Source organism: Candidatus Zymogenus saltonus (assembly GCA_016929395.1).
In the GTDB taxonomy this organism is placed as follows: Bacteria; Desulfobacterota; Zymogenia; order Zymogenales; family Zymogenaceae; genus Zymogenus; species Zymogenus saltonus.
The window spans coordinates 29,305-54,168 of sequence record JAFGIX010000019.1 but is presented as its reverse complement, the minus strand read 5'-3'; the positions used below and the strand labels follow the sequence as shown (position 1 = coordinate 54,168).

General features: G+C 52.9%; 23 protein-coding genes. 16 read left to right on the top strand and 7 right to left on the bottom strand.

Annotated elements, in window-relative coordinates; all coding sequences use genetic code 11:
• Positions 1–259: 259 nt before the first annotated feature.
• The 16 genes from JW984_03935 to JW984_03860 all read left to right on the top strand — a co-directional run bounded on the left by JW984_03935 (position 260) and on the right by JW984_03860 (position 13,711).
• On the top strand, positions 260–397 hold the full coding sequence (locus tag JW984_03935; GenBank protein ID MBN1572328.1) for a hypothetical protein: 138 nt from the start codon (positions 260–262) through the stop codon (positions 395–397).
• Positions 398–400: 3 nt separating this feature from the next.
• A complete protein-coding gene (locus tag JW984_03930; GenBank protein MBN1572327.1) occupies positions 401–1,627 on the top strand; it encodes an FAD-dependent oxidoreductase in 1,227 nt (408 codons plus the stop codon).
• A gap of 260 nt (positions 1,628–1,887) precedes the next feature.
• Complete coding sequence (locus JW984_03925; GenBank protein MBN1572326.1) at positions 1,888–2,349, top strand: MarR family transcriptional regulator; 462 nt, start codon at positions 1,888–1,890, stop codon at positions 2,347–2,349.
• A gap of 29 nt (positions 2,350–2,378) precedes the next feature.
• Positions 2,379–3,212 carry an amidohydrolase gene (locus tag JW984_03920; protein ID MBN1572325.1) on the top strand — a complete coding sequence of 278 codons (834 nt, stop codon included), beginning with the start codon at positions 2,379–2,381 and terminating at the stop codon, positions 3,210–3,212.
• 33 nt (positions 3,213–3,245) lie between these two features.
• The gene (locus tag JW984_03915) at positions 3,246–4,526 is read left to right on the top strand and encodes a DUF521 domain-containing protein (protein MBN1572324.1); all 1,281 of its coding nucleotides are present in this window, start codon (positions 3,246–3,248) and stop codon (positions 4,524–4,526) included.
• A gap of 18 nt (positions 4,527–4,544) precedes the next feature.
• Positions 4,545–4,988 carry a DUF126 domain-containing protein gene (locus JW984_03910; GenBank protein ID MBN1572323.1) on the top strand — a complete coding sequence of 148 codons (444 nt, stop codon included), beginning with the start codon at positions 4,545–4,547 and terminating at the stop codon, positions 4,986–4,988.
• A gap of 577 nt (positions 4,989–5,565) precedes the next feature.
• A complete protein-coding gene (locus JW984_03905) occupies positions 5,566–5,973 on the top strand; it encodes a DUF4332 domain-containing protein (GenBank protein ID MBN1572322.1) in 408 nt (135 codons plus the stop codon).
• Positions 5,974–6,218: 245 nt separating this feature from the next.
• On the top strand, positions 6,219–6,416 hold the full coding sequence (locus tag JW984_03900) for a helix-turn-helix transcriptional regulator (GenBank protein ID MBN1572321.1): 198 nt from the start codon (positions 6,219–6,221) through the stop codon (positions 6,414–6,416).
• Positions 6,417–6,594: 178 nt separating this feature from the next.
• Positions 6,595–6,942 carry a hypothetical protein gene (locus tag JW984_03895; GenBank protein ID MBN1572320.1) on the top strand — a complete coding sequence of 116 codons (348 nt, stop codon included), beginning with the start codon at positions 6,595–6,597 and terminating at the stop codon, positions 6,940–6,942.
• A gap of 355 nt (positions 6,943–7,297) precedes the next feature.
• Positions 7,298–7,672, top strand: coding sequence for a hypothetical protein (locus tag JW984_03890; GenBank protein ID MBN1572319.1), 375 nt, complete (start codon positions 7,298–7,300; stop codon positions 7,670–7,672).
• Between the two features lie 358 nt (positions 7,673–8,030).
• On the top strand, positions 8,031–9,395 hold the full coding sequence (locus tag JW984_03885; protein MBN1572318.1) for an extracellular solute-binding protein: 1,365 nt from the start codon (positions 8,031–8,033) through the stop codon (positions 9,393–9,395).
• On the top strand, positions 9,392–10,312 hold the full coding sequence (locus tag JW984_03880) for a sugar ABC transporter permease (GenBank protein ID MBN1572317.1): 921 nt from the start codon (positions 9,392–9,394) through the stop codon (positions 10,310–10,312). Before JW984_03885 ends, JW984_03880 begins: the two co-directional genes overlap by 4 nt.
• Positions 10,313–10,343: 31 nt before the next feature.
• Positions 10,344–11,207, top strand: coding sequence for an ABC transporter permease subunit (locus tag JW984_03875; GenBank protein ID MBN1572316.1), 864 nt, complete (start codon positions 10,344–10,346; stop codon positions 11,205–11,207).
• Positions 11,208–11,245: 38 nt separating this feature from the next.
• Positions 11,246–12,754, top strand: coding sequence for an FAD-dependent thymidylate synthase (locus tag JW984_03870; GenBank protein ID MBN1572315.1), 1,509 nt, complete (start codon positions 11,246–11,248; stop codon positions 12,752–12,754).
• Positions 12,755–12,788: 34 nt separating this feature from the next.
• A complete protein-coding gene (locus tag JW984_03865; protein ID MBN1572314.1) occupies positions 12,789–13,325 on the top strand; it encodes an HAD-IIIA family hydrolase in 537 nt (178 codons plus the stop codon).
• Positions 13,326–13,546: 221 nt separating this feature from the next.
• Positions 13,547–13,711 (top strand): hypothetical protein, encoded by a 165-nt coding sequence (locus tag JW984_03860; GenBank protein ID MBN1572313.1) that lies wholly within the window; start codon positions 13,547–13,549, stop codon positions 13,709–13,711.
• Positions 13,712–14,299: 588 nt separating this feature from the next.
• On the opposite strand, the gene JW984_03855 is transcribed toward JW984_03860, so the two are convergent.
• From JW984_03855 to JW984_03825, 7 genes are all read right to left on the bottom strand, one after another.
• Entirely contained in the window at positions 14,300–15,052 is a 753-nt protein-coding gene (locus JW984_03855) for a UPF0280 family protein (GenBank protein ID MBN1572312.1), read from the bottom strand.
• A 184-nt stretch (positions 15,053–15,236) separates the two neighbouring features.
• A complete protein-coding gene (gene cysE / locus JW984_03850) occupies positions 15,237–15,968 on the bottom strand; it encodes a serine O-acetyltransferase (GenBank protein MBN1572311.1) in 732 nt (243 codons plus the stop codon).
• Between the two features lie 73 nt (positions 15,969–16,041).
• Positions 16,042–16,995 (bottom strand): acetyl-CoA carboxylase carboxyltransferase subunit alpha, encoded by a 954-nt coding sequence (locus JW984_03845; protein MBN1572310.1) that lies wholly within the window; start codon positions 16,993–16,995, stop codon positions 16,042–16,044.
• A 167-nt stretch (positions 16,996–17,162) separates the two neighbouring features.
• Positions 17,163–20,645, bottom strand: coding sequence for a DNA polymerase III subunit alpha (locus JW984_03840; GenBank protein MBN1572309.1), 3,483 nt, complete (start codon positions 20,643–20,645; stop codon positions 17,163–17,165).
• A gap of 5 nt (positions 20,646–20,650) precedes the next feature.
• Positions 20,651–22,207 (bottom strand): glutamine-hydrolyzing GMP synthase, encoded by a 1,557-nt coding sequence (guaA, locus tag JW984_03835; GenBank protein ID MBN1572308.1) that lies wholly within the window; start codon positions 22,205–22,207, stop codon positions 20,651–20,653.
• Positions 22,208–22,211: 4 nt separating this feature from the next.
• The gene (gene guaB, locus JW984_03830) at positions 22,212–23,675 is read right to left on the bottom strand and encodes an IMP dehydrogenase (protein MBN1572307.1); all 1,464 of its coding nucleotides are present in this window, start codon (positions 23,673–23,675) and stop codon (positions 22,212–22,214) included.
• 56 nt (positions 23,676–23,731) lie between these two features.
• Positions 23,732–24,766: a hypothetical protein gene (locus JW984_03825; protein MBN1572306.1), complete on the bottom strand. Its 1,035-nt coding sequence runs from the start codon at positions 24,764–24,766 to the stop codon at positions 23,732–23,734.
• Positions 24,767–24,864: the final 98 nt, after the last annotated feature.

The following is a 24,864-nucleotide window of genomic DNA, read 5'->3' as shown; positions in this document are numbered from 1 at the left end:
GGGCCTCGAGTTTTCATCGCCCTCCCTACTATCCAACTGCCGTGAAAATACGGTGAGGCGATGCCGCCACACAGACGACTGACCGACTCTAAAGCAAATAAGACATTCCTACAATAAAGGCTATACCCAACCGCCCTCCCCTCTCTCCTCCCCCTTCCTCCCGATTTTAAGGTCTTGACATTTCAACCTTCCCCATCGATAATGAAACTCAACCAAAAAACAAACCAATATTAAATTAAACGCTTGGGAGATTTTAACCATGAAAAACCAAAGCGGCCTTCTGATCTGCGGGGGTGTGGCGGCCGGAACCGCCGCCGCCAGCCGCGCCCGCAGGACGGATCGAAACCTGAAGATAGACCTCTACGAAAAGGATCCATATATCTCCTATTCCGCCTGACTTATGCCCTACTACATCGGAGATGTAGCCAAGTCAAGGGTCATTGACAAATACGTCGTCAGGCCACCCGAAGTCTTCAAGAAAGATCACGACATCGACATCCACACGAATCACGAGGTCCTGCATATCGACAGGAATAAAAAGGAGATACTTATTCGTGATCTCGATAAGGACGAGGAGTTGACAAAACCCTACGACAAGCTGATCATCACCACCGGCTCCCGCTCCAGAAAACTCGGGGTAGAAAACGAGGACGCCCCGAATGTATTTTCCCTCAAATCCCTCTTAGACGGGAAGAGGATAAAGGATTATATCAACGATAAAGGACCCAAAAGGGTTGTGACGATCGGGGCGGGCTTCATCTCCCTCGAGATGGCCGAGGCCTTCGGGGAGCTGGGGATAGAAAACACCATCGTCCACCGCCGTGACCTCCCGATGAGGCAGCTCGGAAAGGATATTGCGGAGATGGTCTTGGACGAGCTTTCCGAAAAGGGGACGAAGTTCGTCACCGACGCCAAGATCTCCTCACTTGACGTCTCAAACGGAAACGTCAGATCCGTAGTGACCGACAAGGGAAGATTCGATGCGGATATGGTCCTCGTCTCGGTCGGCTTTCTGCCCAATGTTTCGCTGGCGGTGGATGCGGGCCTAAAGATAGGCGAGACCGGGGCGATATGGGTCGACGAGCGCCAGCGAACTTCGGACGAAAATATCTACGCCGCGGGCGACTGCGTCGAGGTGAAGCACCTCATAACGGGAAAAGGGGTAAACATCGCTCTCGGTGACCTCGCCAACAAGCAGGGCTGGGTCGCCGGGGAGAACGCCGCCGGCGGAGATATAGTTTATCCCGGAGTTTTGGGCTCGGCCCACTTCAAACTGTTCGACCTCGAGGTCGGATTCACGGGGCTTACCCTCTCAGCCGCCCAAAAGGAGGGGATCGACGCCGTCTGCGAGACGATCGAGGGGAGATCACGGCCCGGGCTCTATCCCGGATCAGCCCCGATTCGCGTGCACCTCGTGGCCGAGAGAAAGAGTCGAAGGCTCATCGGCGCCCAGATCGCCGGCAGGGACGGCGCCGGCCACCGGATAAACATCCTTGCCGCGGCGCTTTTCGGAAACCTCTCTATCGACGACATCGTCGACCTCGACCTCGCCTACGCCCCGCCGTTTACGCCCACCATCGACCCGATACTCGTAGCGGCGCGCTCGCTCCTGAAAAAGATGGGGTAAGGGAAAAGTAAGGTTAAGTAATGATTGAGAGTGGCGTAGAGGGATCATATCTTATCTGCAATTGACTGTTTCGGAAACCGACGGAATGTCATTTCAACGGTAAAATACTTCAAAAAAAATAGTGCATTTTCTTCTTGACAAACATTCCAAAAAGTATAGTATTATATAATATAATTCTATATAGAACAATACGATTTAGAACATATGTGTTCTTTTGTTGTAGAATTAGTTAAAGCAGTTATTGAAAGGTAAATCAGAAGGTGAAGTTAAAACGAGAGGGCGCCTTTCTTGTCGCCAGGATAAACCAGACAGCGGGCAGGATTTTTACGAATATCCTCAGAGAACACAAAATCGGCCATATCACCCCCGCCCAGGGGAGGATACTCTTCGTTTTATGGCGCAAAGACAACATCCCCATCCAACAGCTTGCCAAGGAAACCTCCCTCAGCAAGTCTACGCTGACGGCTATGTTGGACGGGCTGGAGATAGCTGGGCATATTAAGCGAATTCGTTCAAAAAGCGACCGTCGCGAGGTCCTCATCAAGCTTACCGAGAAAGACCAAAATCTAATGGATACCTATGCCAAAGTCTCCGAAGAGATAGCCGCCATTGTATGCAGGGGTTTTACGGAAGAGGAGTTGGACGACTTAGAGGATAAACTCCGAAGAATCCTCGACAACCTAATAAGCTGCGAAGCTGAAATGAAACAAAACAGCAAATAGCCGACAGAGTTAACTATTGAGGTATTGCGATGAACGGTGATTCCAATATCATTGACGTATGGATGCAGCATCCCACGATGAAGTTTATTAACCATCCGATGTTTGAATCTCTTCGTCGCTGGATGGGAATTGAAAAATTCGAGCAGGAGATACCGGTTGAATATACTTTAGAGACTATGGACAGGGCCGGTGTTCAAACAGGGCTCATCTGTGCGTGGTGGGGTCCGCAAGGAGCACTCATTTCAAACGACGAGGTGAAGGAAATTGTCAATCACCATCCCGACCGATTCCGGGGAATAGCTTCCGTCGATATCTCCAGGCCCATGGAGGGAATAAGAGAACTCAATCGCTGCGCCAAAGAATTGGGATTTATCGGCCTCAGGATCGTTCAATGGTACTGGAACCTCCCGCCCACTCACAGGTATTACTATCCGATCTTTGCCGAGTGCGTTAAGCTGGGTATTCCGGTGTGTCTTCAGGTCGGCCATACAGGCCCCATGTGCCCGTCCGAGCCTGGAAGGCCTATTCCATACATAGATGAAGCGGCTCTGGATTTTCCTGAATTGAAGATCGTGTGCGGACACATCGGGTATCCTTGGACGCAAGAGATGATAGCCGTTGCCACAAAACATACTAATGTTTTTATTGAAACTTCCGCTTACATTTCAAAGAGATTCCCCGCAGAGCTTTTAGACTATATGAAACGAAACGGCAAGAAGAAGGTCCTATTCGGCACAAATTACCCCATGCTGACGGCCGAAAGATGCCTTGAAGACCTTGATTCTCTCAAGCTCGATAAAGAAGTGAAGTCTCTATTCCTCCATGAAAATGCAAAAAGAATTTTTGGGCTTCAGAGCATTTGAGTTTTATTGAGATAAATATCCGGGGGATAGATTATGAAAAAGGGTATTTGTAAACTTACACAGGAAGAGGAAAGAATCTTAAAGGACGACCAAAATACGGTACTTGGAAAGATACTGAGATCGGTAATTCTCTACGGGGAAGCGTTCGGCGCCGATAGACTCGTCCCTGTGGCCGGCACACCCCACTTCGCCATGTCGTTTGGGGCATCAATCATAACCCCATATTATAAAGTACTCGATGAGATAATCGAGGCTGGGTTGAAACCGAAAATTTCTTTTACAACTAACCCAAGAACGTATGATTTTAAAAGGATACCTTATTCCTTTTTGGAGAAGGTCCTATCCAAATTCGTCTATGGCTCCCAACCCGAACTTGAAAGGAAGCTCCAAATACTGGGGATAATAAGCAGCGACACATTTTCTTGCGCCTGCTATCTCCCGGAGGTCGGGAATATACCGAAAAAGGGGGAGGTCCTCGCGTGGTCGGAGTCTTCGGCGGTGGTGTTTGCCAATTCGGTTCTCGGCGCTCGGACCAACAGGAATTCCGTGGGAATAGACGTTCTAATGAACATCATCGGCAAGGCCCCCTATTTCGGCTTCTTGACCGATGAGGGACGAAAGGCATCCTGGCTGGTAGAGCTCAAGACGTCGGAACTTCCCAATCCCCAGGTTTTGGGCTCGGCGATAGGGATGAAGGTAATGGAGGATGTGCCCTATATTGTCGGGCTTGACACTCATTTCAAGAATAGAAGCACCACTGAAATCAGGGACTATATGAAGGATATGGGTGCTGCCTCCGCTTCCAACGGGGCGGTGGGTTTGTTCCATGTGGAAAATATAACCCCGGAAGCGAAGGATGATAAGAGAAAACTCATCTCCAAAGGTTTTAGAAACTATACTGTCGATGATTGCGAGATAGAGAGGATAGTAGCCTCATATCCCGTTCTTTGGAAAAACCCAAATGGCCAGCCGAAAAGATGTTTGATAGGTTGTCCCCACCTGTCGTTTGAGCAGGTCTCTTGGTGGATTGAAAACATATCAGGAACATTACAAAAAAAGGGGAGAAATAAGGTTAAGATTCAGACGATACTTAACGCGCCTCCCGCCGTGGTCAAGAAGTTCGATGAGAACAGATCCACTTCAGTACTGTTGAAGAGGAACGGGATTGTATTATCTTCGATATGCCCGGTGGCGTTTATGAGCAATCCCCTCTCAGCAAAAAAACCCACGATTACAAACTCGAACAAGCTTCGCACCTATACGACGGCAAGGTTCTGCAATGACGATGACGTGCTTGATATTATAACAGGGTAAATAAAAGGAGTCTTGGTGATGAAAAGGGAATTTAAGGGGAGAGTAATACTTCAAGGCAACGTGACTGGTGAAGCGATCGTCACGAGGGAGGGTTTCAACACCCTCGCATCATACATCAAAAGCGCGATCAAGCGCTCAAAGCGCGCAATATGCTCCGACCAAAATAACATTGACCTTTATAAAAAGGATCTCACCGATAAGATAATATGCTTGCCAAAAACAATTGGATCCACCATGGGCGGTCTCGTCATTATGACCGCCTCGGAATTGAACCTTTCACCAAAGGCCTTCCTGTTTTCTGAAAATATAGACTCCTTAGCTTGCTCTGGTGTGATCCTGACAGATATATGGCTGAACAAAAGGATTGTCACCGTTGATTGCCTTGGCGACGACTTTATAAACTATGTAAAAAACGGTATGTCTTTAGAGATCAAGAGCGACGGAACCACAGTCGTTAATTAGTATTACATAACAACCTGTTATATGTAGTATGTGCCTTATTGGCCTTGTTCAACATAACCGCGACCGAGAAATCGCTTATACCCCCTCAAAAAAGTGCTAAAATCCACCCCGAGAGAAAAAAATAGGGGAATTTATAAAAAAAGCGTACAATTTTATAAAATTGCTTGACTTTTATAAATAATTAAATTAAATTGATAACTCTCTTATGCTAACTAATAGCACTATATCGGAAAACAGAATAAATAAGAAAAACAAATACTTTTTTGTAGCGCACCGATAAGTATCTTTCTAAAAAAAGGATTTTTGCCGATAGGACATCGCAGGATTTTTCATCAATGAATTGAAGGATCGAGGGAGTGGGGGGGATGGGGGAATGGGCTAAAAACGGGACGGGGTAGAGGGCGGGAGGGAGTAGGCAAAAGGTCTTTCACATTCAAAAATATAACAGCAGGCCAAGAAAGCGTCTTTTATAAAAATCTTTAATTATTCTCTAATCAACCTGTTGCACTAAGGATTTGAACCCTCATCGACAGATTAATGGAAATATATTTTATTCAAAATCTTAAAGGAGTTTAATATGGGATACCCGATCAAAGACATAGAGGGAATCGGAGACGCTTACAAGGGAAAACTCAACAAAGTTGGAATTACAAACACCAACCAGCTCCTCGAACGGGGCAAAACCCCTAAGGGGAGAAAGGAGCTGGAAGACTCAACGGGCATCGGACACAAGCTGATCCTGGAGTGGGTAAATCTGGCTGACCTGATGAGGATAAAGGGTGTGGCGGAGGAATACTCCGACCTCCTGGAAGAAGCCGGCGTCGATACGGTCAAGGAGCTCAGAAACAGAAGGGCGGATAACCTCTATCAGCAGATCAAGGAGATCAACGATAAGAAGAACCTCGTAAGGAGGCTCCCCTCGGAGAAGAGCGTAGCCGACTGGATCGAGCAGGCGAAGAAACTCCCTCCCGTTGTGGAATACTGACGGTGAATTAATAACTTTAAGCCGACGGGTGATTGCCTGTTTTAACAGAGTAATTTATACAATTTAAGCAGATGGGAATTTGCCCGTTTAGGTTTTAATTCATCGGCTGGGAAACGTTATCAGGTCTTTCGCCGTTGTCTTCGGAGATTTTGAAGCCACAACAAATAGGCGGAGTAAAAATCTTGTAAAGCTCCGAGAGATGCATTTATACAAAGCAAAGTCACAATTAGGAATCGGTTATACTGATGGCTAAGAATACGTTGACAGAGATAAGGGAACAAATGCTTCTGAGCAAATCTGAACTGGCCAGACAGGCTGGCGTCAGCGTTCTTACCATCGACCGCATCGAGAAGGGGAAGAGCTGCCGCATGGAGACAAAGAGGAAAATCCTGACCGCCCTCGGGATAGACTTTTCGGAGAGCAGAAAGATATTCATTGATTAGATTTTCCCTTTGATCCCTTTAACTGCTTGAATGGTGTTTCATCTTCTTTGTAACCTCACCATGCGGTTGCGATATTACTTTAATTTAGAGAGAGCGCTTTCCGATTTCGGGGCTATGTTTAATAATATCCGTTGAGCTTCGTAATTCTATTTCTGTTTGAATCCTTTGGAGAAATAAAATGAATATCTTCAACATTTACCTTACAGTAGCCGCACTATCCGCACTCTTCGGCATCCTCCTGTGTCTTATCTTCAGGGGCGGCTTAAAATCCTTCATCGGCACCCTCTTTTCGGAATCACAGGTTCAAAAATTCTGGGCAAGGATAGTCTATACGGTTATAATCCTTTCATCGGTATCCGGGGCCTTGTCCAACACCTATCCGGAAAGCGCCAAGGAAGATAAGCTCGTCCTCGTCTGGGCCGTGGTGGATCAGCTCGAGGCCATGCTCTTTAGGCTGCTCTGGGTTTTCTTGATTCTCTTTTCCGTCTTCCTCATCGGGTGGGCAATCGGCGCCAAGAAGAAGTGACCTGCCGGGAAAGGTTCAAGCGACCTCTAAAACACGCGCATCAAGGGGATGCTCCACAAAGGAGGCGGGAAGAAGGGAGGAAAGGAGGGAGAAAGGAAAGGGGATAAAGGGAAAAGAAGGGGAAGGGCTGATCGTCTTGTCAGGTTGTCGCTTGTCCTTTTCCAACATAGACAGCGATTTGATATGATTTTTTATCTGTCGACAGGATAAAGGGAAAGGACATTCTTTACGGATTTCAAGGAGATGGAGTGATACTCATATTGGGAATATATCATATGACGTATGCAAATCAGATATTTATACCGACAAAAAGCATGAAAGACCTCCTATCCATCGACCCAAAAAGGGCCATTAAATGAACACCGTCCTCACATATTACGTTTTGGGGCTTGTCGCCGCAACCGCAGTCGGTGTCATATTGACGCTTTTACTCTTAAGGAACATCGAGGAGGTTCTCTCCTTTACATCCATCCCCGTCAACCCGAAGCGTCTCTCCACGCTTATCAAGCTCTTCGCCATAGCCGCGGTCCTTGTCGGGGGGATATCCCGGAAATTCTACGGCTGCAATTACAAGTACGAATCCCTGGTAGGAAACCCGACCGCCCTTAACTTCAAGGTCATGGGACAGATCGAGGGGGCTCTTTATTACCTGATGATCTATCTCATCATCGTCTTCGCCCTCTACCTGACGGCCTACATCCTAAAAAGGGTCGGCTCCAAAAACGTCTGAGCGGCTCATCCCGGGCGGGGTGCGGGGAAGCGGTCATCACCACTCAAGCTGTCCCAAGCAGTGACACCGTCCATGTTGAATGCCCGCCGCCGCGGGCTTTTTGTCGCTTTAGCTTTAACATAACAAGAGATTCCTGAAGCCCCCACTAACGTCAAGAAAGGGATCCCCGCTAAAATCCACAGGCTGCAGCACTCGTCCCCCAATCCCATCAAGACCGAAAAAATCTCGAATCCGCCTTTTAAGCTTGACCCGTAAACCGCCTTGAAATAGACTTATAAGGCGGTTTTCAGATTTTTATCTTCAATCAGAATTTTAGTCGTTGGCTAAAACATTGTTGGAGGCTTTTCAAGCGTTCCGAATGGATTTTATACACGGCACAAAAATTAGGGGAGCCGTATCCATAATCGCGATCTGTCTCCTCTCCTGCTCAATTTTTTTAAGCTCCTGCAGGAGGGCGCCCGAAACGGAAACGGACACTCTGACCTTCTGGGTAACCATGAGTGGTGAAGAGGCGGAGGCCGTAAGATTGATCGGGAAGAAGTTTACGGAGGAGAGCGGAATTGCGGTCGACGTGAGGGAGATCGGGATATTCGAGATAACGACGAAGCTGGAGCTCGCCGCCCCGGCAGGGAAGGGACCGGACATCCTGAGCATCACACACACCTCGGTTGGGGCCCTGGCGCTGATGAAACTGATAACGCCGATTGCGATGGATATTGCGCCTATGGATGTTGACACAACCGATATATCGAATATATCGGCGAATATCACGGCGTCCCTTAAAGACTGCCCGGAATCCCTCGTCTCCGCGTTCACGTGGAGCGGCGGGGAGGGGAAAGACGCGGTGCTCTACGGCGTTCCCTTGACCGTGGAGTCTTACGGGCTCGTTATCAACAGGGGCATTATCAAAAGCGTCCCCGATACGATGGAGGAGCTGATCGAGACGGCCACTAATCTCACCCGGGACACGGACGGCGACGGGAAGGTAGACACCTACGGCTTTTTGACCGACCCGACTAACTTCTACTTCACCTTCCCATTCTACGATGCAAACGGCGCCTATATCTTCGCTGAAAACGCAGCCGGGTGTTACGACACAGGGAACCTCGGCTTCTGCACGGAAGGCGGTGTTTCGGCCCTGACGTTCATGCAAGGCCTGACGCAGTCGCGTTGCGGCGCTCCGGCTCTGATCCCCAAGGGGATCACGTATCCGATCATATCAGACCTATTCTCCAAGGGGAAGGCGGCGGCGATGATCCACGGGACCTACCTGATCCCCTACTACAGGTCGCTCGGCATCGACGTGGGGTATTACCCAATCCCCCCCTTCTCCGACGGGAGGCGGGGGTGCCCCCTATCCACGCTTATGGGGATCGCCGTTTCGGCTTACTCGGACAAAAAGGAGGACGCCCTGAAGTTCGTTGCCTTTTTCCTAAGACCCGAAAACATGAGGGCTTACTTCGAGGCCTCCGGGGGAGTGCGCGTCATGGTCAACCCGAAAATCTACACGGATGAGGACTACGAGAGGGAGCCGACCTTGGAGACCTCGGTGAAAATCGCCGGGGACTCCCTACCCTTCCCGAACGACCCGGCGGGCGAGCTTGTCTGGGACGCCTTTGCCGACGGCGCAAGCCTCACCCTCGAGGGAAAATCGACCCCGAAGGACGCCCTCTGCACGATGGAGGAGCGCCTCAAGACTGTAATCTCGGAGATAAAGAAATGAAGAGCGGGAGAAAAACGGAAGGCCTGTTTATATTCTCGACGCTCGCCCCGATCGCCTTCTTTCTCCTCGTCCTCTCCGTCTCGCCCATCCTCTACAACGTCTACATCTCAACCACGAACATGAGCCTCTACCACTACGACAGCTACGATTTCGTGGGACTTTTTAACTACATAACCATCTTCACAAGCCCCGTTTCAGACTTCTTCAGGGTGGGGCTGTGGAACGTCGTCTATTCCGTCGTATCGATCGCAGTCCCCTTTATCATAGGCGTCCTGGCGGCTTCTGCCCTGACCAGAACCCCCCGCTTCATATCCGCCACAGCATTGCCCCTCATGATACTCCCTTGGGTAGTGCCGGCCTTCATCACAATCCTGATATGGAAGGGGCTCTTCAATTACAACTTCGGAGCTATAAATCTCATACTCGAGCGGCTCGGCCTCTCAAAGACCCCGTGGCTCATGGATCCAAATCTGGCCAGGCTTTCCGTGATCGCGGTCAGCGTCTGGCTGGGGATACCGTTTATGACGACCATGGCCACAGGAATAATAAGGACGATCCCCAATGGTGTGATGGAGGCGGCGCGTATCGACGGCGCCGGTCCGATCGCGATCTTCACCTCCTTTACATTTCCGCTTGTGACCAGACGGATGATACCTGTTCTGGTGATGGGATTTTCCGCCTCGTTCAACAACTTCACCGCCATTTACCTCCTGACGGCGGGCGGCCCCACAAGCCCCGGGAGCATAGGCGGCGCCGGCTCGACGGACATCATTATCTCGTACATCTTCAAGCTCACCCTCCAGAGCAGGAGATACGGTCTTGCCGCCGCATATGCGGTAATCGTATTTGTTGCCATCGGCATTATTACCCTGTATAATCTCGGGTGGATAAGAAGGGGGAGAGAGGAGGTATTTTGAGAGAGATGAGGAGAATCGAGGAGACCACCAAATGAGGAAGGCGACCGAAATAGAATCAACCGTGGCAGGGGCCAAGGCGGTGAAGGGCTTTCCCGCCTCTCTAGCGGGGAGTTCCTTCATAGTCCTTATCGCCCTCTTTTCCTCTATCCCGATCCTCTTCATCCTGTCCGTCTCCTTCTCGGCCGGGGGGGAACTCTACTCCGGGAGGCTTCTTCCCGAGGGCTTCACCCTCGACAACTACGTCAGGCTCATGGCCGAGACCGACTTCCTTATCTGGATAAAGAACTCCGTCTACGTATCGGGGATGACCGCCCTTCTTGCCGTCGTCCTCACTTCCCTATCCGCCCAGGTCCTCTCCCGGTACGCTTTCAGGGGAAGGGAGGTAATGACCTCGACCCTCCTTATCGTACAGCTCTTTCCGGGGATCATGTCGATCGTCGCCTTATACAAGATACTCCAGTTCTTCAAAATCCTTGACACGCTGACGGCCCTCGTCCTCGTCTATCTGGCCGGGGCCATCCCCTTCACCACATGGATGATCAAGGGCTTTTTCGACACGGTCCCGAGGTCAATGGAGGAGGCGGCGACCCTCGACGGGGCGGGGCCTTTAAGAATATATCTGTCCATCGTCCTCCCCACCACGGCCCCGATCCTCCTTGTCGCCTTCGCCTTCAACTTCATCGCCTCCTACTGCGATTTCCTCCTCGCGGCGGTGGTCTTGACAGACTCGAAGCTCTACACCCTGGCCCTGGGATTGAGGTCTTTCTTAGAGGGGGATTTTTCCACCAACTGGCCGGAGTTCTGCTCTGCCGCCCTCCTCGGCGGTATCCCCATTATCCTGATGTTTCTCGTAATAGGCGTAATAAGCGGACTGAGACTAAAAAGCACATATTAATGAGTAAAACGAAGATATTTTGAGGAGCAATATTAAGTATGAAGGTCATTCTTTCCGGATTCAACGTCGACAAAGAAAGACTGTTCGAATACAAGGGCGCGGCCCTCAAGCTGATAGGGGGAGACAAAGAAGAGATTGAAGGCTTCCTCGACAGGTTCGGGGCCTCCGAAGAGCTGACCCCGGAGACCTTCAGCGCGGCCTACGCCCGTATAAGCAGGGACCCAAGGCCGGTAAACGAGTTAAGGCTCAACGCCCTTGATGAGGTCGAAAAGGCGAGAAGGTCAAACGAATCGATCATCTTCGGCATGGGACACTCGTCCGTGGCGGAGCACGCCGTCTTCAACCTCGACATCATCGGGATATCGAGGCTCGTTACCGAGGAGCTACAGAGGACGAGGCTCGCCTCATACACCGAGAAATCCCAGAGGTACATTACCCTTACGGACGATCACGTTATCCCAAAGGAGATAGTCGACGCCGGCCTCGAAACCCCCTTCAGAGACGCAGTCAAGAGCCTAAACGGGACGTACCACACCCTCTATGAAAAACTCCTCCCCTTTATACACAAAAAACACCCCGACCTCGCAGAGGACAAAAGGGGCAAGGTCACCCTCGACGGCTGGGCAAAGGAGGACGCGCGATACGTCGTCCCCCTCGCCACCCTGACCCAGATGGGAATGACCGCAAACGCCAGGGTCCTCGAGATGACCTTAAGAAGGCTCTCGGCAAGCGGGCTTAACGAGGCGGTCGAGCTCTCCAAGACTATCTACGACGCCGTCTCACCCTACGCCCCCTCCGTCATAAAATACACCAAGGGGACCGACTACGACACAAAGACAAAGGACCTGATAGGTGAATCGTTCACAAAACACGCGCAAGGAAGCCGGGGCGACAAGGGGAAAAAAGACACGTCCTTAAAGCTCGTCGATTACACACGGGACGGGGAGTTTCGCCTTGCGGCGGCGCTGGTCTTTCCCTTGACCAACCTCGACCACGAAACACTTCTGAATTCAATCAAGGGGATGGAAAAAGACAAGGTCGAGGAGATTGTCAAGTCCTCCTTCAAATACATGGAGTCTTACGACCGCGCCATGAGGGAGTTTGAGACGATAGGACTCACCTTCGAGGCGATTATATCCTCCTCCTGCTTCGCACAGCTCAAACGCCACAGGATGGCGACGATAATAAAACAGGACTACAATCCCGACCTCGGCGTTGAAGTCCCGGAGACGATCGTAGAGGCGGGCCTCAAAGACAATTTCATAAGGGCCGTCGAAGGAACAAGGGACGTGTACGAAAAGATAAGGGCGCTATCGCCTAAGGCCGCGCCATATATCCTGACCAACGCCCACAGGCTGAGGCTGCTGATCTCACTGAACCTCAGGGAGCTCTACCACATCGCAAGGATCAGGATGGACAAGACGGCCCAGTGGGACATAAGGAGACTGTCGTCGGAGATGGTAAGGCAGGCGGGGGAGGTTTTCCCCATAGGCACGGTCCTCGCCTGCTCAAAGGACACGTTCGAAGAGACGAAAAAAAGACTGTAGATAAAATTTGTTAAAACTCGTTGGAAAAGGACAGATGAAAATAAAAAGCAAGGATGCCCTTAAGCGGGCGTCAAAGGTGAAGATACTAATCATGGACGTGGACGGCGTCTTGACCGACGGCCGGATCGTGATTGATGACAAAGGCATAGAGTCCAAGTTCTTCGACGTGAGGGACGGCCACGGAATAAAGATGCTGGGCCGTGCGGGGATAAAGACAGCCATCGTGACGGGGAGGAACTCCAAGGTCGTAAAACACCGCGCCAGGGAGCTTTCAATAGACTACATTTATCAGGGGGCGATCAAAAAGGGGGAAACGGTAGAGAATATCCTTAAACAGACGGGGCTGACCGGCGGCGATGCGGCCTACGTCGGGGACGACCTCATCGACATACCGGCGATGAAATTGGTAGGCTTCGCGGTCGCCGTCGCCGATTCCGTCGACGAGGTCCTTAAAACCGCAGATATTATTACGGAAAAGCCTGGAGGAAGGGGTGCCGTCAGGGAGGTCGTTGAGTTCATCCTCAAGAGCCAGGGCATTTGGGAGGAGGCGATAAAGAGATACTCTAAATGAGTTAATCGGGCCGTGAGTCTCTAATCATGCCGCCGTTGATACAAAGAAGAGGGGCATCGTCCCGGTCTATTTCTTAAACTCTCCCTCTCCTACCCCTTTTAGCCCCCTTCTCCCTCCAATTTTTCTATAACCTATTACGTTTCCTCTTGACTTGACCATAAAATTATAATAATCTAATACCATAAAAATACTTATGAGTGAATTATTCGGGGGGTTTTAGAATGATTAGAAAAATTAAACTGGCCTTTCTGCTTCTATCCATATTCGCCATTCTCGTCATTTCAGGATGCGCCACTTCAAACCCCTACGTCGGTTACGGCTACTACAAAACCGATGCACCCCGTGGCAACGTGGGTCTCGGCGTGGGGATTGGATACGAAAAGTAAATCCACCGAACAACAGACAGGGAGAGGGTCGGCGCAGATTTAAAGCAGGGCAAAGGGGAGTTAGCGCAAATTAGAGCGGGGCAAGTTGAGGGTCAGGGCAAGTTGGGGGTCAGGGCAAGTTGGGGCTATCGCAATTTTGGGGAGATGCAGGCTGGGATTGGAATTGTCGCAAATTGGAGCGGGGGTCGGCGCAGGTTTAGGGCAGGTCAAGTTGCGGCAGGGGGTGGCATAAGTTGGGGTGGGGCAAGTTTGGGAGCGACTCAAGTCGGGGGACGGCCCAAGTTGGGACTGTCGCAAGGAGGGGTCGGCTTAAAGTTGGATCGATGCAATCCGGGGGCGGAACAGAGGAAAAGTAAAACACAAGTTGGAGCCGATATAATTTAGGGAAGGCGAAGAGGGAAACGATGTAAAGGGGGGAGAGTGGGAAGGCTGAATCGAAGCGCATTGGTAGCATGATATAGTCGATTCGGGATTAGAGGGAACGCGTATTTCAAAAACAGCGGTTGCCAAAAGACATTTCGTAGATACCCTGTATCATCGTTATTCGGGCCAAATCATCAAATTACCGATTTTCAACCTTATTAAAAGCTAATCACTCAGGGCGATAAGCTCAATATCGCCCTTTATCCCCATTCTGCCGTCAATCACCACAATCCCCCCCGTCACACCCGGGATATCCAAAATCTCCTTTAGTGCGCCCTCGATATCCCTTTCGCTCCTGACCATGTTTCCGAGTGCCGTGGCCGCGGCATCCGAAAGCGCCCCCCTCTCTGCAACGGCCGTTGCAAGTTCGCATCTTCCGAAGCTCAACGACTCGCCGAAGAGGGCCGAGGACGAAGAGATGCCGACGCCCATCTCCCCCGAATCGGCGGCGGGAATCTTGATTCCGAGGCCAAATAGAATTTCGCTGCCGTAAAGGCCGACGACCCTCTCACCTCCGGTCATCATAAAGACATCCCCGCCGTTCTCCACAATAACCTCCCCCCTCTTCCCATCCCCACGATCGGAAAGCGCCCGCGCCAAAAACTCCGCTATCGCCCCCGCTACGGCGGCCATCGGCCCAGTCCCGGCAAGCCTCGAATCCTCGATCATCTCCTTGACGATATTCGGAGCGTAGGGATAGGCCTCTATCGGTTCGAGGGATGAGGCGAACTCGGGCCTAGATTTCATATAGCTCTCAATGTTTCCGCGAAGATTTAAGACGGTGTCAATAGCTTCCTTGGTAAAATCCTCCTCGGCCTGAATTAACAGGTTTGTCTCCTTGACGGTAACGGTGAACTGCACAAGACCACGACCACCCCGCCCTATTCGATACAGCCTGTTCGCGAAAATGTCACGCAATTTCTTAGCCTCACGGCCTTGGATTGGATTCAAGTCCAGTCTGAAATATTGAATATTGAATATCTGAATATGTTGGATATATTGATGTGTTACATATCGGAAGATATATAATTAAGACAAAATATTATCCTTCCCCCCTATCCCCCCATCAGCCCCAACTCACCTTCGTCCCCGGCCCCCCGCCTCATTTGATCCCGAGGTCTTTCTGCTCTTTTCGACCTTCGGGATATGCCTCCCCCGCCTCTTCGGTCTCCCTTTTCCTGTTCTCGCCCTCAAGGAGCCTCACCTTTTTCTCAAGCTCCTTGACTCTCTCGATCAGGCAGAGGAGCGCCTGCTCCTCCGGGTCGGGCAGGAGGTGATGCTCCAGGTTCACGTCGTCGTGAATCTCCCCCTCCATCGAATAGATGATCCTGCCTGGCACACCCACAACGGTCGACTTCGGCGGAACGTCCCTTACCACGACGGAGTTCGCCCCTATCCTCGAAAAGGCGCCGAGCCTGCACGGGCCGATGATCTTCGTACCGGCGCCCACAACCACGTGCTCCCCGAGGTCTGGGTGGCGCTTCTCCTTCTTCCAGCTTTTGCCCCCCAGCGTCACCCCCTGATAGATTGTAACGTTGTCGGCGATCTCCGAGGTCTCCCCGATGATCACCCCCATGCCGTGGTCAATAAAGAACCTTCGCCCGATCTTCGCCCCGGGGTGGATCTCGATTCCGGTCAGAAACCTCCCCAGGTGGGAGATCATGCGGCCTATCAGGTAGAGCCTCTTTGTCCAGAACCAGTGGGCCACCCTGTAAAAAATCACGGCGTGAAGCCCCGGGTAGCAGAGAATTATCTCGAGGGTCGACCTTGCGGCGGGATCCCTCTCGAAGACAACCCGTATATCTTCCCTTATAGTCTTTATGAACTTAAGCATATCTTCCAGCTTTTTCAGATTTAATATTACTGATTATATCATGTTTTCAAGCAAGTATCCAGATTAACAAATCCTACAATGAAAAGACCCCTATATCCCTGAAGCGCTCGTAGCGGTTCTTTAAGAGCCTGTCGACGTCCATATCCAAAAGCTCCGCGAGGTGCCTCCTCAGCACGCCGTAAAGGGCGTCCGCCGCCTCCTTGTGGCTGCGGTGCGCGCCTCCCAGCGGCTCCGGCACGATCTCGTCTATCAGTCCGTTTTCGAGGTTGTCCTTCGCCGTAGACTTCAACGCCTCGGCGGCCTGTTTCTTCATCTTCCTGTCCTTCCAGAGGATCGAGGCGCACGCCTCCGGGGAGACGACCGAGTAGTTGGCGTTTTCCATCATCAACACCCTGTCGGAGATTCCGAGGGCTAGGGCGCCCCCGCTCCCTCCCTCTCCGAGGACCACCGAGATTATGGGGACCTTAAGCCTCATCATGGTGTACATACAGCTCGCTATCGCCTCCGACTGCCCCCTCTCCTCCGCCTCTACGCCTGGATATGCGCCGGGGGTGTCTATCATCGTGATCAAGGGGATTCCGAAGCGCTCGGCCAGTTTCATAAGCCTGATAGCCTTTCTATACCCCTCCGGGTGAGGCATCCCGAAATTCCTTTCGAGACGCTCCTTTAATCCCCTCCCCTTGTGGTTGCCGATCACCATTACGCCGATTTCGTCGAGCCTGGAAAGCCCTCCGACAACGGCCCTGTCATTGCCGTATAACCTGTCCCCCTTGAGCTCCAAAAAGCCGTCAAAGATACGGGAGATGTAGTCGAGCATCTGGGGTCTCTTATCGTGCCTCGAGATCTCGACCTTCATCCACCGGTCGCCCTTCAGGTAGTAGTCTTCTTCGAGCCTCTTTGCCCTCTCCTGAAGATCGCGAACGTTGCCGGATATCTTTGACCCGTCAAGATTATCGGCGGTCTTTTTTATCTCGTTGATCTTCCTCGTAAGCTCCCGGATGCTCCTGTCAAATTTCACCTCATTCATAAGAAGTCCCTCCGCTCGATGTCTCGCTCGATTATTCGCTCAATGATTTGATATTCCAATGTTTTACGGCCCGTCAAAAATAATGTAAAAGGATTTAAAGTTTCGCCGGTTTCTGCACATTTAGTCCCCCCCATCCCCCCCATCCCCCCATGACGTCCTTAAAATAATCAGTCCAACCAGACGGAACCGCCGCTAAAGAGGGTCTTTACCTCGTTTATGAAATCATTGCTCGGGTCAACTCCCAGGCTCCCCGGCAGAGAGAGGGTGATGCTGCCGCTGTCGCTATCCCTCACGAGGAGGAAGACACGGCTCCTGCCCCTGTGTCTCTCCATAATCTGCTTCAGCCTCTCGATGTCCTCCGCCGGAACGCTGAGGTTATCCATCTCGATAAAAACCTTCTTCTCGCCCCTTATCGGCGCGTCTTTTAAGCTCAATATCTCCTTTGCGAGGACCTTGCTTGTCTCGTCCCCCCTGTCCAGCACTCCCCCCACGAGGATCGGGACGTCGTCTTCCATGAGCTGAATGGACTTCTGATAGAGGTCGGAGAAGACCACGACCTCGATGAATCCCTTCATGTCCTCGAGGGTCAGAAAGGCCATCCTATCCCCCTTCTTCGTCATTATCTCCTTCTTTGCGGCGCATATCCCCCCTATCCACACAGACGACCTGTCCGGCTTTTCATTTATGGTAATGGTATCACAGTTTGTCTTCGACTTAAAGGCGTTCTCGTACGATAGGAGGGGATGCCCGGTTATGTAAAACCCGAGGCTCTCCTTCTCGTTTGCCATCAGCATCTGGTCGCTCCAGTCCGGAACGTCCGGATACTCCTCCGAATCAATCATGCCGTCCCCGGGGCCGATTAGGTTTTCAAATAGGTTGGCCTGTCCGATCCTCTTCTCGTCCTGGTAGCTCTGTCCCATCTCGACCGCCCTGTCTATCGCGGCCATCATCCTGGCCCTGGAGACGTTGGAGAAATCGAACGCCCCGCATTTGATGAGGCTCTCCAATACCCTCTTGTTCACCTTCCTGAGATCGACCCTTTTTGCAAAATCGAACAGCGACGAAAAGTCGCCTCCGTCTCTCCTCGACTCTATGATCGACTGGATCGCCGCCGCTCCTACGTTTTTCACGGCGGCAAGCCCGAAGAGTATCTCGTCCCCGGAGGCGGAAAACGTGAGGCCGCTGTCGTTTATGTGGGGCGGGAGGACGTTTATCCCCATCTCCCTCGCCTCTCCTATATACTTCATTATCTTGTCGGTGTCGTCCATCTCGGAGGTCAGAAGCGCCGCCATGAACTCCACCGGGTAGTGCGCCTTGAGAAAGGCTGTCCGATACGACACCATCGCGTATGCTGCGCTGTGGGACTTGTTGAATCCGTACTCGGCAAATTCCTCCATCTGGTCGAATATCTTCTCCGCCTTTTTCTCGTTTATCCCGTTTTTCAGGGCACCCTCCATGAACTTCTCCTTCTGGGCGGCCATCTCTTCTCTGATCTTCTTTCCCATCGCCCTCCTCAGGAGGTCGCCGTCCGCTATGGTGAAGTTGGCGAGGGCCGTGGCAATCTGCATCACCTGTTCCTGATACACCATAACGCCGTAGGTGTCGCCAAGGATTTCCTCCAGCTGGGGAAGCTCGTATTTTATCAGCTTCCGGTTGTGCTTGCGCTTTATGAACTCCTCGGCCATCCCCGTGTTCAGCGGGCCCGGCCTGTAGAGGGCCACGAGCGCTATCACCTCCTCGAACTTCTCCGGGATGAGCCTCACCATCAGGTCCTTCATGCCGGAGCTCTCCAGCTGAAAGACACCGTCTGTGTTCCCCGACTGGAGGAGCTTGAAGGTTTCAGGGTCTTTGAGGGAGATTTTAGATATATCGAGGTCGACGCCCCTGTTCTCCCTGATGAGCTTTATGGCGTCTTCGATTACGGTCAGGGTCCTCAAACCCAAAAAGTCGAACTTGATCAGCCCCAGCTTCTCCACGCATTTCATGTCAAACTGGGTTACGACCTCCCCCTTTTGACCCCGCGTCAGGGGCATGTACTCCACGAGGGGAAGGTTTGAGATCACCATCCCCGCGGCGTGAGTCGAGGAGTGGCGGTTCAATCCCTCCAGCCCCTTTGCGATCTTCACGAGTTTCTGAACCTTTGGGTCGCTATCGACCATCTCCTTGAAGCGCGGCTCCGCCTTCAAGGCGTCATCGAGGGTTATGTTAAGGGGCATGGCGGGGATGAGCTTGGCTATCCTGTCCACGTCGGGATAGGGCATGTCGAGGACCCGCCCAACGTCCCGGATGACCGCCCTCGCCTGCATCTTCCCGAACGTGACGATCTGGGCGACCTTTTCCTCCCCGCCGTACTTCTCCGAGACGTACCTGATGACGTCGTCCCTGCCGTTCTTGCAGAAGTCAATGTCGATATCGGGCATGCTTATTCTCTCAGGGTTGAGGAACCGCTCGAAGAGAAGGTCGTATTCGATCGGATCTATATCGGTAATCCCGAGGGCGTAGGCCACAAGGCTCCCGGCGGCCGACCCCCTCCCAGGGCCGACGGAGATCGAGTTCTCCTTGGCGTAGTCAATGAAATCGGCGACGATGAGGAAGTAGCCGGAGAATCCCATCTCCTTGATCATCCTGAGCTCCCTTTCGAGTCGATCCCGGTATTGCCTCTCGACGCCCTCGATATTTCCGCCGCGATTTGCCCTCATCAGATCCATCCTCGCCTTAAGGCCCTCTATCGCCGCCCTGTCGAGGACGTCGTCCAGGCTCTCACCGGAAGAGACGCTGTATTCCGGAAACTGGAACCGCCCGAAGGAAAAGGAAAAATCGCACCTCTCGGCTACGGCCAGGGTGTTTTTGATAGCCTCTGGCACATCCCTGAAGGCGCTTGTCATCTCCTCCGGGGACTTGAAGTAGAACTGGTTCGTCGAGAACTTCATCCTGTTCGTGTCGTTTATCGTCTTTCCGGTCTGGATGCATAGGAGGGCGTCGTGGGCCTCCGAGTCGCTTTTTTTGAGATAGTGGCAGTCGTTGGTGGCCACAAGGGGAAGGTTCATCTCCTTTGAGATTCGGATAAGCTCCGTATTCACCCGCCTCTGGTCTTCGATGCCGTTCTCCATAAGCTCGAGGTAGAACCTGCCTGGGAACATCCCGGCGTACATCCCGGCGACCTCCCTCGCCCCCTTCTTGTCGTCCCCCAATATTTTTTCAGCTATCTCGCTCTTCAGGCACGCGGATGAGGCGACAAGCCCCCCGCTGTGTTTTGAGAGCAGCTCCTTATCTACCCTCGGCTTGTAGTAGAAGCCCTCCAGGTGGGCGTGGGTGAGAAGCCTCGTCAGGTTCTTGTAGCCCGCCTCGTTTTCCACGAGGAGTACAAGGTGGTGGGAGTCGTCTTTGGCAGCGCCTCCCCCCTTCGAGTCGTATCTCCCCCTCGCCACGTACATCTCACAACCGATTATAGGCTTTATCCCGGCGTCTCTTGCCTTTATGTAAAAGTCGACCGCCCCGAAGAGATTTCCGTGGTCGGTTATGGCCACGGCCGGCATATTGAAATCGTTGGCGGCGGAGAAGAGATCGTCCAGCCTTATGGCGCCGTCGAGCAGGCTGTACTGCGTGTGGAGGTGCAGGTGAACGAAGTTGGATGTTCTCTTCTCGGCCATCGGGGCTACTCCCATTCGATGGTGCTGGGGGGTTTGGAGGATATATCGTAAACGACCCTGTTTACTCCCTTGACCTCGTTTATGATCCTGTTGGATATCTTGGCGAGTATCTCGTGGGGGATCCGAGACCAGTCGGCGGTCATGCCGTCGAGGCTGTCCACTGCCCTTAAGGCGACGACGTTGTCGTAGGTGCGCTCGTCCCCCATCACGCCGACGCTCTTTACGGGCAACAGGACGGCGAAGGCCTGCCAAATCTTGTCGTACCAGCCGCTCGACTTTATCTCGTTTTCCATGATCATGTCCGCCTCCTGGAGCATGGCGACGTTCTCCTTCGTCACCTCCCCCAGGATTCTCACGGCAAGCCCCGGCCCCGGGAACGGGTGGCGCTTGATCATCTCGTCCGGGAGCCCCAGCTCCTTGCCCAGTAGCCTCACCTCGTCCTTGAAAAGCTCCCTCAGCGGCTCGATCAGCTCCAGGTTCATCTTCTCCGGCAGCCCGCCCACGTTGTGGTGGGACTTTATGGTGGCGGAAGGCCCCCTGAAGGAGACGCTCTCGATCACGTCAGGGTAGAGGGTCCCCTGAGCAAGATATTTTACGCCGGAGATCTTCTCCGCCTCCGCCTCGAATATCTCAATGAAGGTGTTGCCTATGATCTTTCTCTTCTTCTCCGGGTCTTCTACGTTGGAGAGCCTCTTCAGGAAGAAATCCCCGGCGTCCACGTAGTCGAGGTCAACGTTGAAGTGGCCGCGAAAGACCTTCTTCACCCGGTCGGCCTCCCCCTTTCTCAGAACGCCGTTGTTGACGAAGATGCAGGTCAGCTTGTCCCCGATGGCCCTGAAGAGGAGCGCCGCCACCACCGAGGAGTCCACCCCGCCGGAGAGGGCGCAGATGACGCGGTCGTCCCCCACCCTGTTTCTTATCTCCTCCACCTCCATCTCCACAAACGACCTCATATCCCAGAGTCCGTGGAGCCCCGAGATGTCGAACAGGAAGTTACGCAATATCTCTTCACCCCTGGGGGTGTGGACGACCTCCGGGTGGAACTGGACGCCGTAGATCCTCGATTTCTCGTTCTCTATCGCGGCCATGAGCCTGTTTTCGCTCTCGGCGGTAATCGTGAAGCCCTTCGGGGGGCTTTTAAGGCTGTCGCCGTGGCTCATCCACACCTCGACCTTTTCGTCGGCCCTGAAGCCCGAAAAAATCCCGTTGTTGGAAACGGGCCTGACAACCGCCCTGCCATACTCCCTCTTTCTAGCGGAGACGACCTTCCCCCCCAACAAATAAGCGATGATCTGCATCCCGTAGCAGATTCCGAGAACCGGGATGCCGAGCCTGAACAGTTCGTCGGTGATCATCGGCGCCCCCTTGTCGTAAACGCTGGCCGGCCCCCCGGAGAGTATAACCGCATTGGGCGACATCTCCCTGATCTGATCTACCGGGATATTAAAGGGATATATCTCGCAGTAGATCTTCTCCTCCCTCACCCTCCTGGCGATAAGCTGGGTGTACTGGGAGCCGAAGTCGAGGATCAGTACCTTTTCTTTATGGATATCTTCTGTCAATTTACTATTCCAAACGGTAGTTAGGCGCTTCTTTTGTAATTATGACGTCGTGGACGTGGCTCTCCCTCAGTCCCGCCGGGGTTATGCGGACATAGGGGACTTTCCCCCTGAGCTCCTCGATGTTCTTCGTCCCCAAATATCCCATACCGGACTTAAGCCCCCCCACCAGCTGAGTTATCGATAGGGAGAGAGGCCCCTTGTATGGTACCCTTCCCTCTATCCCCTCCGGCACGAGCTTTCCCGCCTCCTCCACGTCCCCCTGAAAATAGCGATCCCCCGATCCCGCCTTCATCGCCTCGATGGAGCCCATCCCCCTGTAGGTCTTGTAGGACCTCCCCTGAAAGAGGATGATCTCGCCCGGGCTCTCGTCCGTGCCCGCAAAGAGGCCCCCGATCATGATCGTGTCCGCCCCCGCGGCGACCGCCTTCGTGACGTCCCCCGAAAACTTTATCCCGCCGTCGGCGATTATGGGAGTCTCGGTCTTTTTGGCCGCGCTGAAGCAGTCCATTATCGCGGTAAACTGGGGCATTCCCACACCGGCCACTATCCTCGTGGTGCAGATTGAGCCGGGGCCGATCCCCACCTTGACCGCGTCCGCCCCGGCCTTGATAAGGGCGCTGCACGCCTCCGCCGTTGCCACGTTTCCGCAGATCAACTCGACGTTGCCGAAGTTCTTCTTTGTGTCGGAGACGGCGTCGATGACAATCTTGGAGTGGGCGTGGGCGGTGTCTATGACTATTATGTCGACCTTTGCGCCCAGGAGCGCCTCTATCCTCGCCTCCCTGTCCGGCCCCACCCCTACGGCGGCCCCGACAAGCAATCTTCCCAGCTCGTCCTTCGACGCGTCCGGATACTTCATTTTTTTCTGGATATCCTTTACCGTGATCAGCCCCTTGAGGTTGTCCTGGTCATCGACAACCAAAAGCTTTTCGATCCTGTGCTCGTGGAGCTTCTTCTTCGACTCCTCGATGGTAATCCCCTCCCTCACCTTGACGAGTTTATCCTTCGTCATCACGTCTTCCACGGCGAGGTTGAGGTTCGTCTCGAAGCGGAGGTCGCGGTTGGTGAGTATCCCCACGAGCTTCTTCCCCTCCACCACCGGAACCCCGGAGATCCGGTACCGCTCCATTATCTCGAGGGCCTCGTGGATCTTGTTCTTCGGCCCTATAGTTATCGGATCGACTATCATCCCGCTCTCCGACTTTTTGACCTTGTCCACCTCGAGGGCCTGCTCCATAATATCCATGTTTTTATGGATGATGCCTACACCACCCTCCTGGGCCATGGAGATGGCCGTGGCCGACTCCGTCACCGTATCCATCGCGGCGCTCAAAAGGGGTATGGAGAGCCTGATCTTCTTTGTAAGGCGGGTCGATACATCCACGTCCCTCGGGATCACCTCGGTCTTTCTCGGAATAAGGAGGACATCGTCAAACGTAAGCCCCCAACTGTCATTTTCTGCGTTCACGGTTTTTCCTCTGTCTTTAAAAACGACATTTATTTCTTTTATTCAATGAAAACTTTTTAATCAACCTTGTCAAGCCCAATTAAATCGACCACTATCCCCTCTAAAAGCCCGCTGTCGGAAGCGGTCAGGAGCTTTTGTCCGAAGGTCTTCATTACGGACAGCACTATAACAACCCCCGCGACAATCACGTCCTCCCTCCCCTTCTCGAGGACCGGGTATCTCGAGAGCCTCTCTTCGTTCGGAATCGACCTTAAAATATCGAAAATCCCGGATATTCTCGAACGGTCCAGTCTGTAGCCGTCGACCCTCGCGGGATCGTACTTGTCGACCGACTCGACTCCCATGTCGATTGCGGCCAAGGTGGTCACCGTCCCCGCCGTTCCCACGAGCCTGTCAAAGGGCAGCTTTGGGAAATCGACCCGATCCCCCTCCATACCCCCCTTCCCCCCGTTACCGCTCCATTTGCCGTCTCCCGCCGTCAAGCGATTATATATCATCGAGAGACGATTTTCCACAAATTTCTCGATATTAAGGATTTCTCTCTCCTCCGGGGGATTGTGGGCAACAAACATCTCCGTCAGCCTGACCACGCCCAGGTCGGTGCTGAGCGTACCGAGCACGCGGCCGTTCTCTGTCAAGGTAAACTCCGTGCTTCCCCCGCCCACGTCAAATATCAGCGCCGACCCCCTGTCGATGTCGATACCGGCCGAGCCGGCTATCCCCACAAGGGAAAGCCTCGCCTCCTCAAGCTCCGATATTATCTCCACCGCGATCCCCAAATCCTCGGCGGCATCGACAAGCTCCCCGCCGTTTTCCGCCTCCCTCGCGGCGCTCGTGGCCACCACCCTGTAGTCGTAAACCTTAAGCCTTGTCCACTCCTCCTTGAACTGCGAGAGGGCGCCCACGGTCCTCTCAATCGCCCCCCTCTTCAGCGCCCTTCCCTCCTTCCACCCGTCTCCCATTCCCTCCCCCAACCTCGTTATCTTGAATCTCCGCGCCATAACGTCAAAGGGGGGACGCTTGTCCCCCCTTTCAGGTCCCGATCTTCCCTCGGCCACCATGAGCCTTACGGTGTTGCTTCCCACATCCACGGCGGCCAACCTTTTGCGATCACCATTATGGTCACTGTTATTTCTGATTGACGTTGCCCTTTAATATATGAACATTTATACGTTCTAATATAATCCCT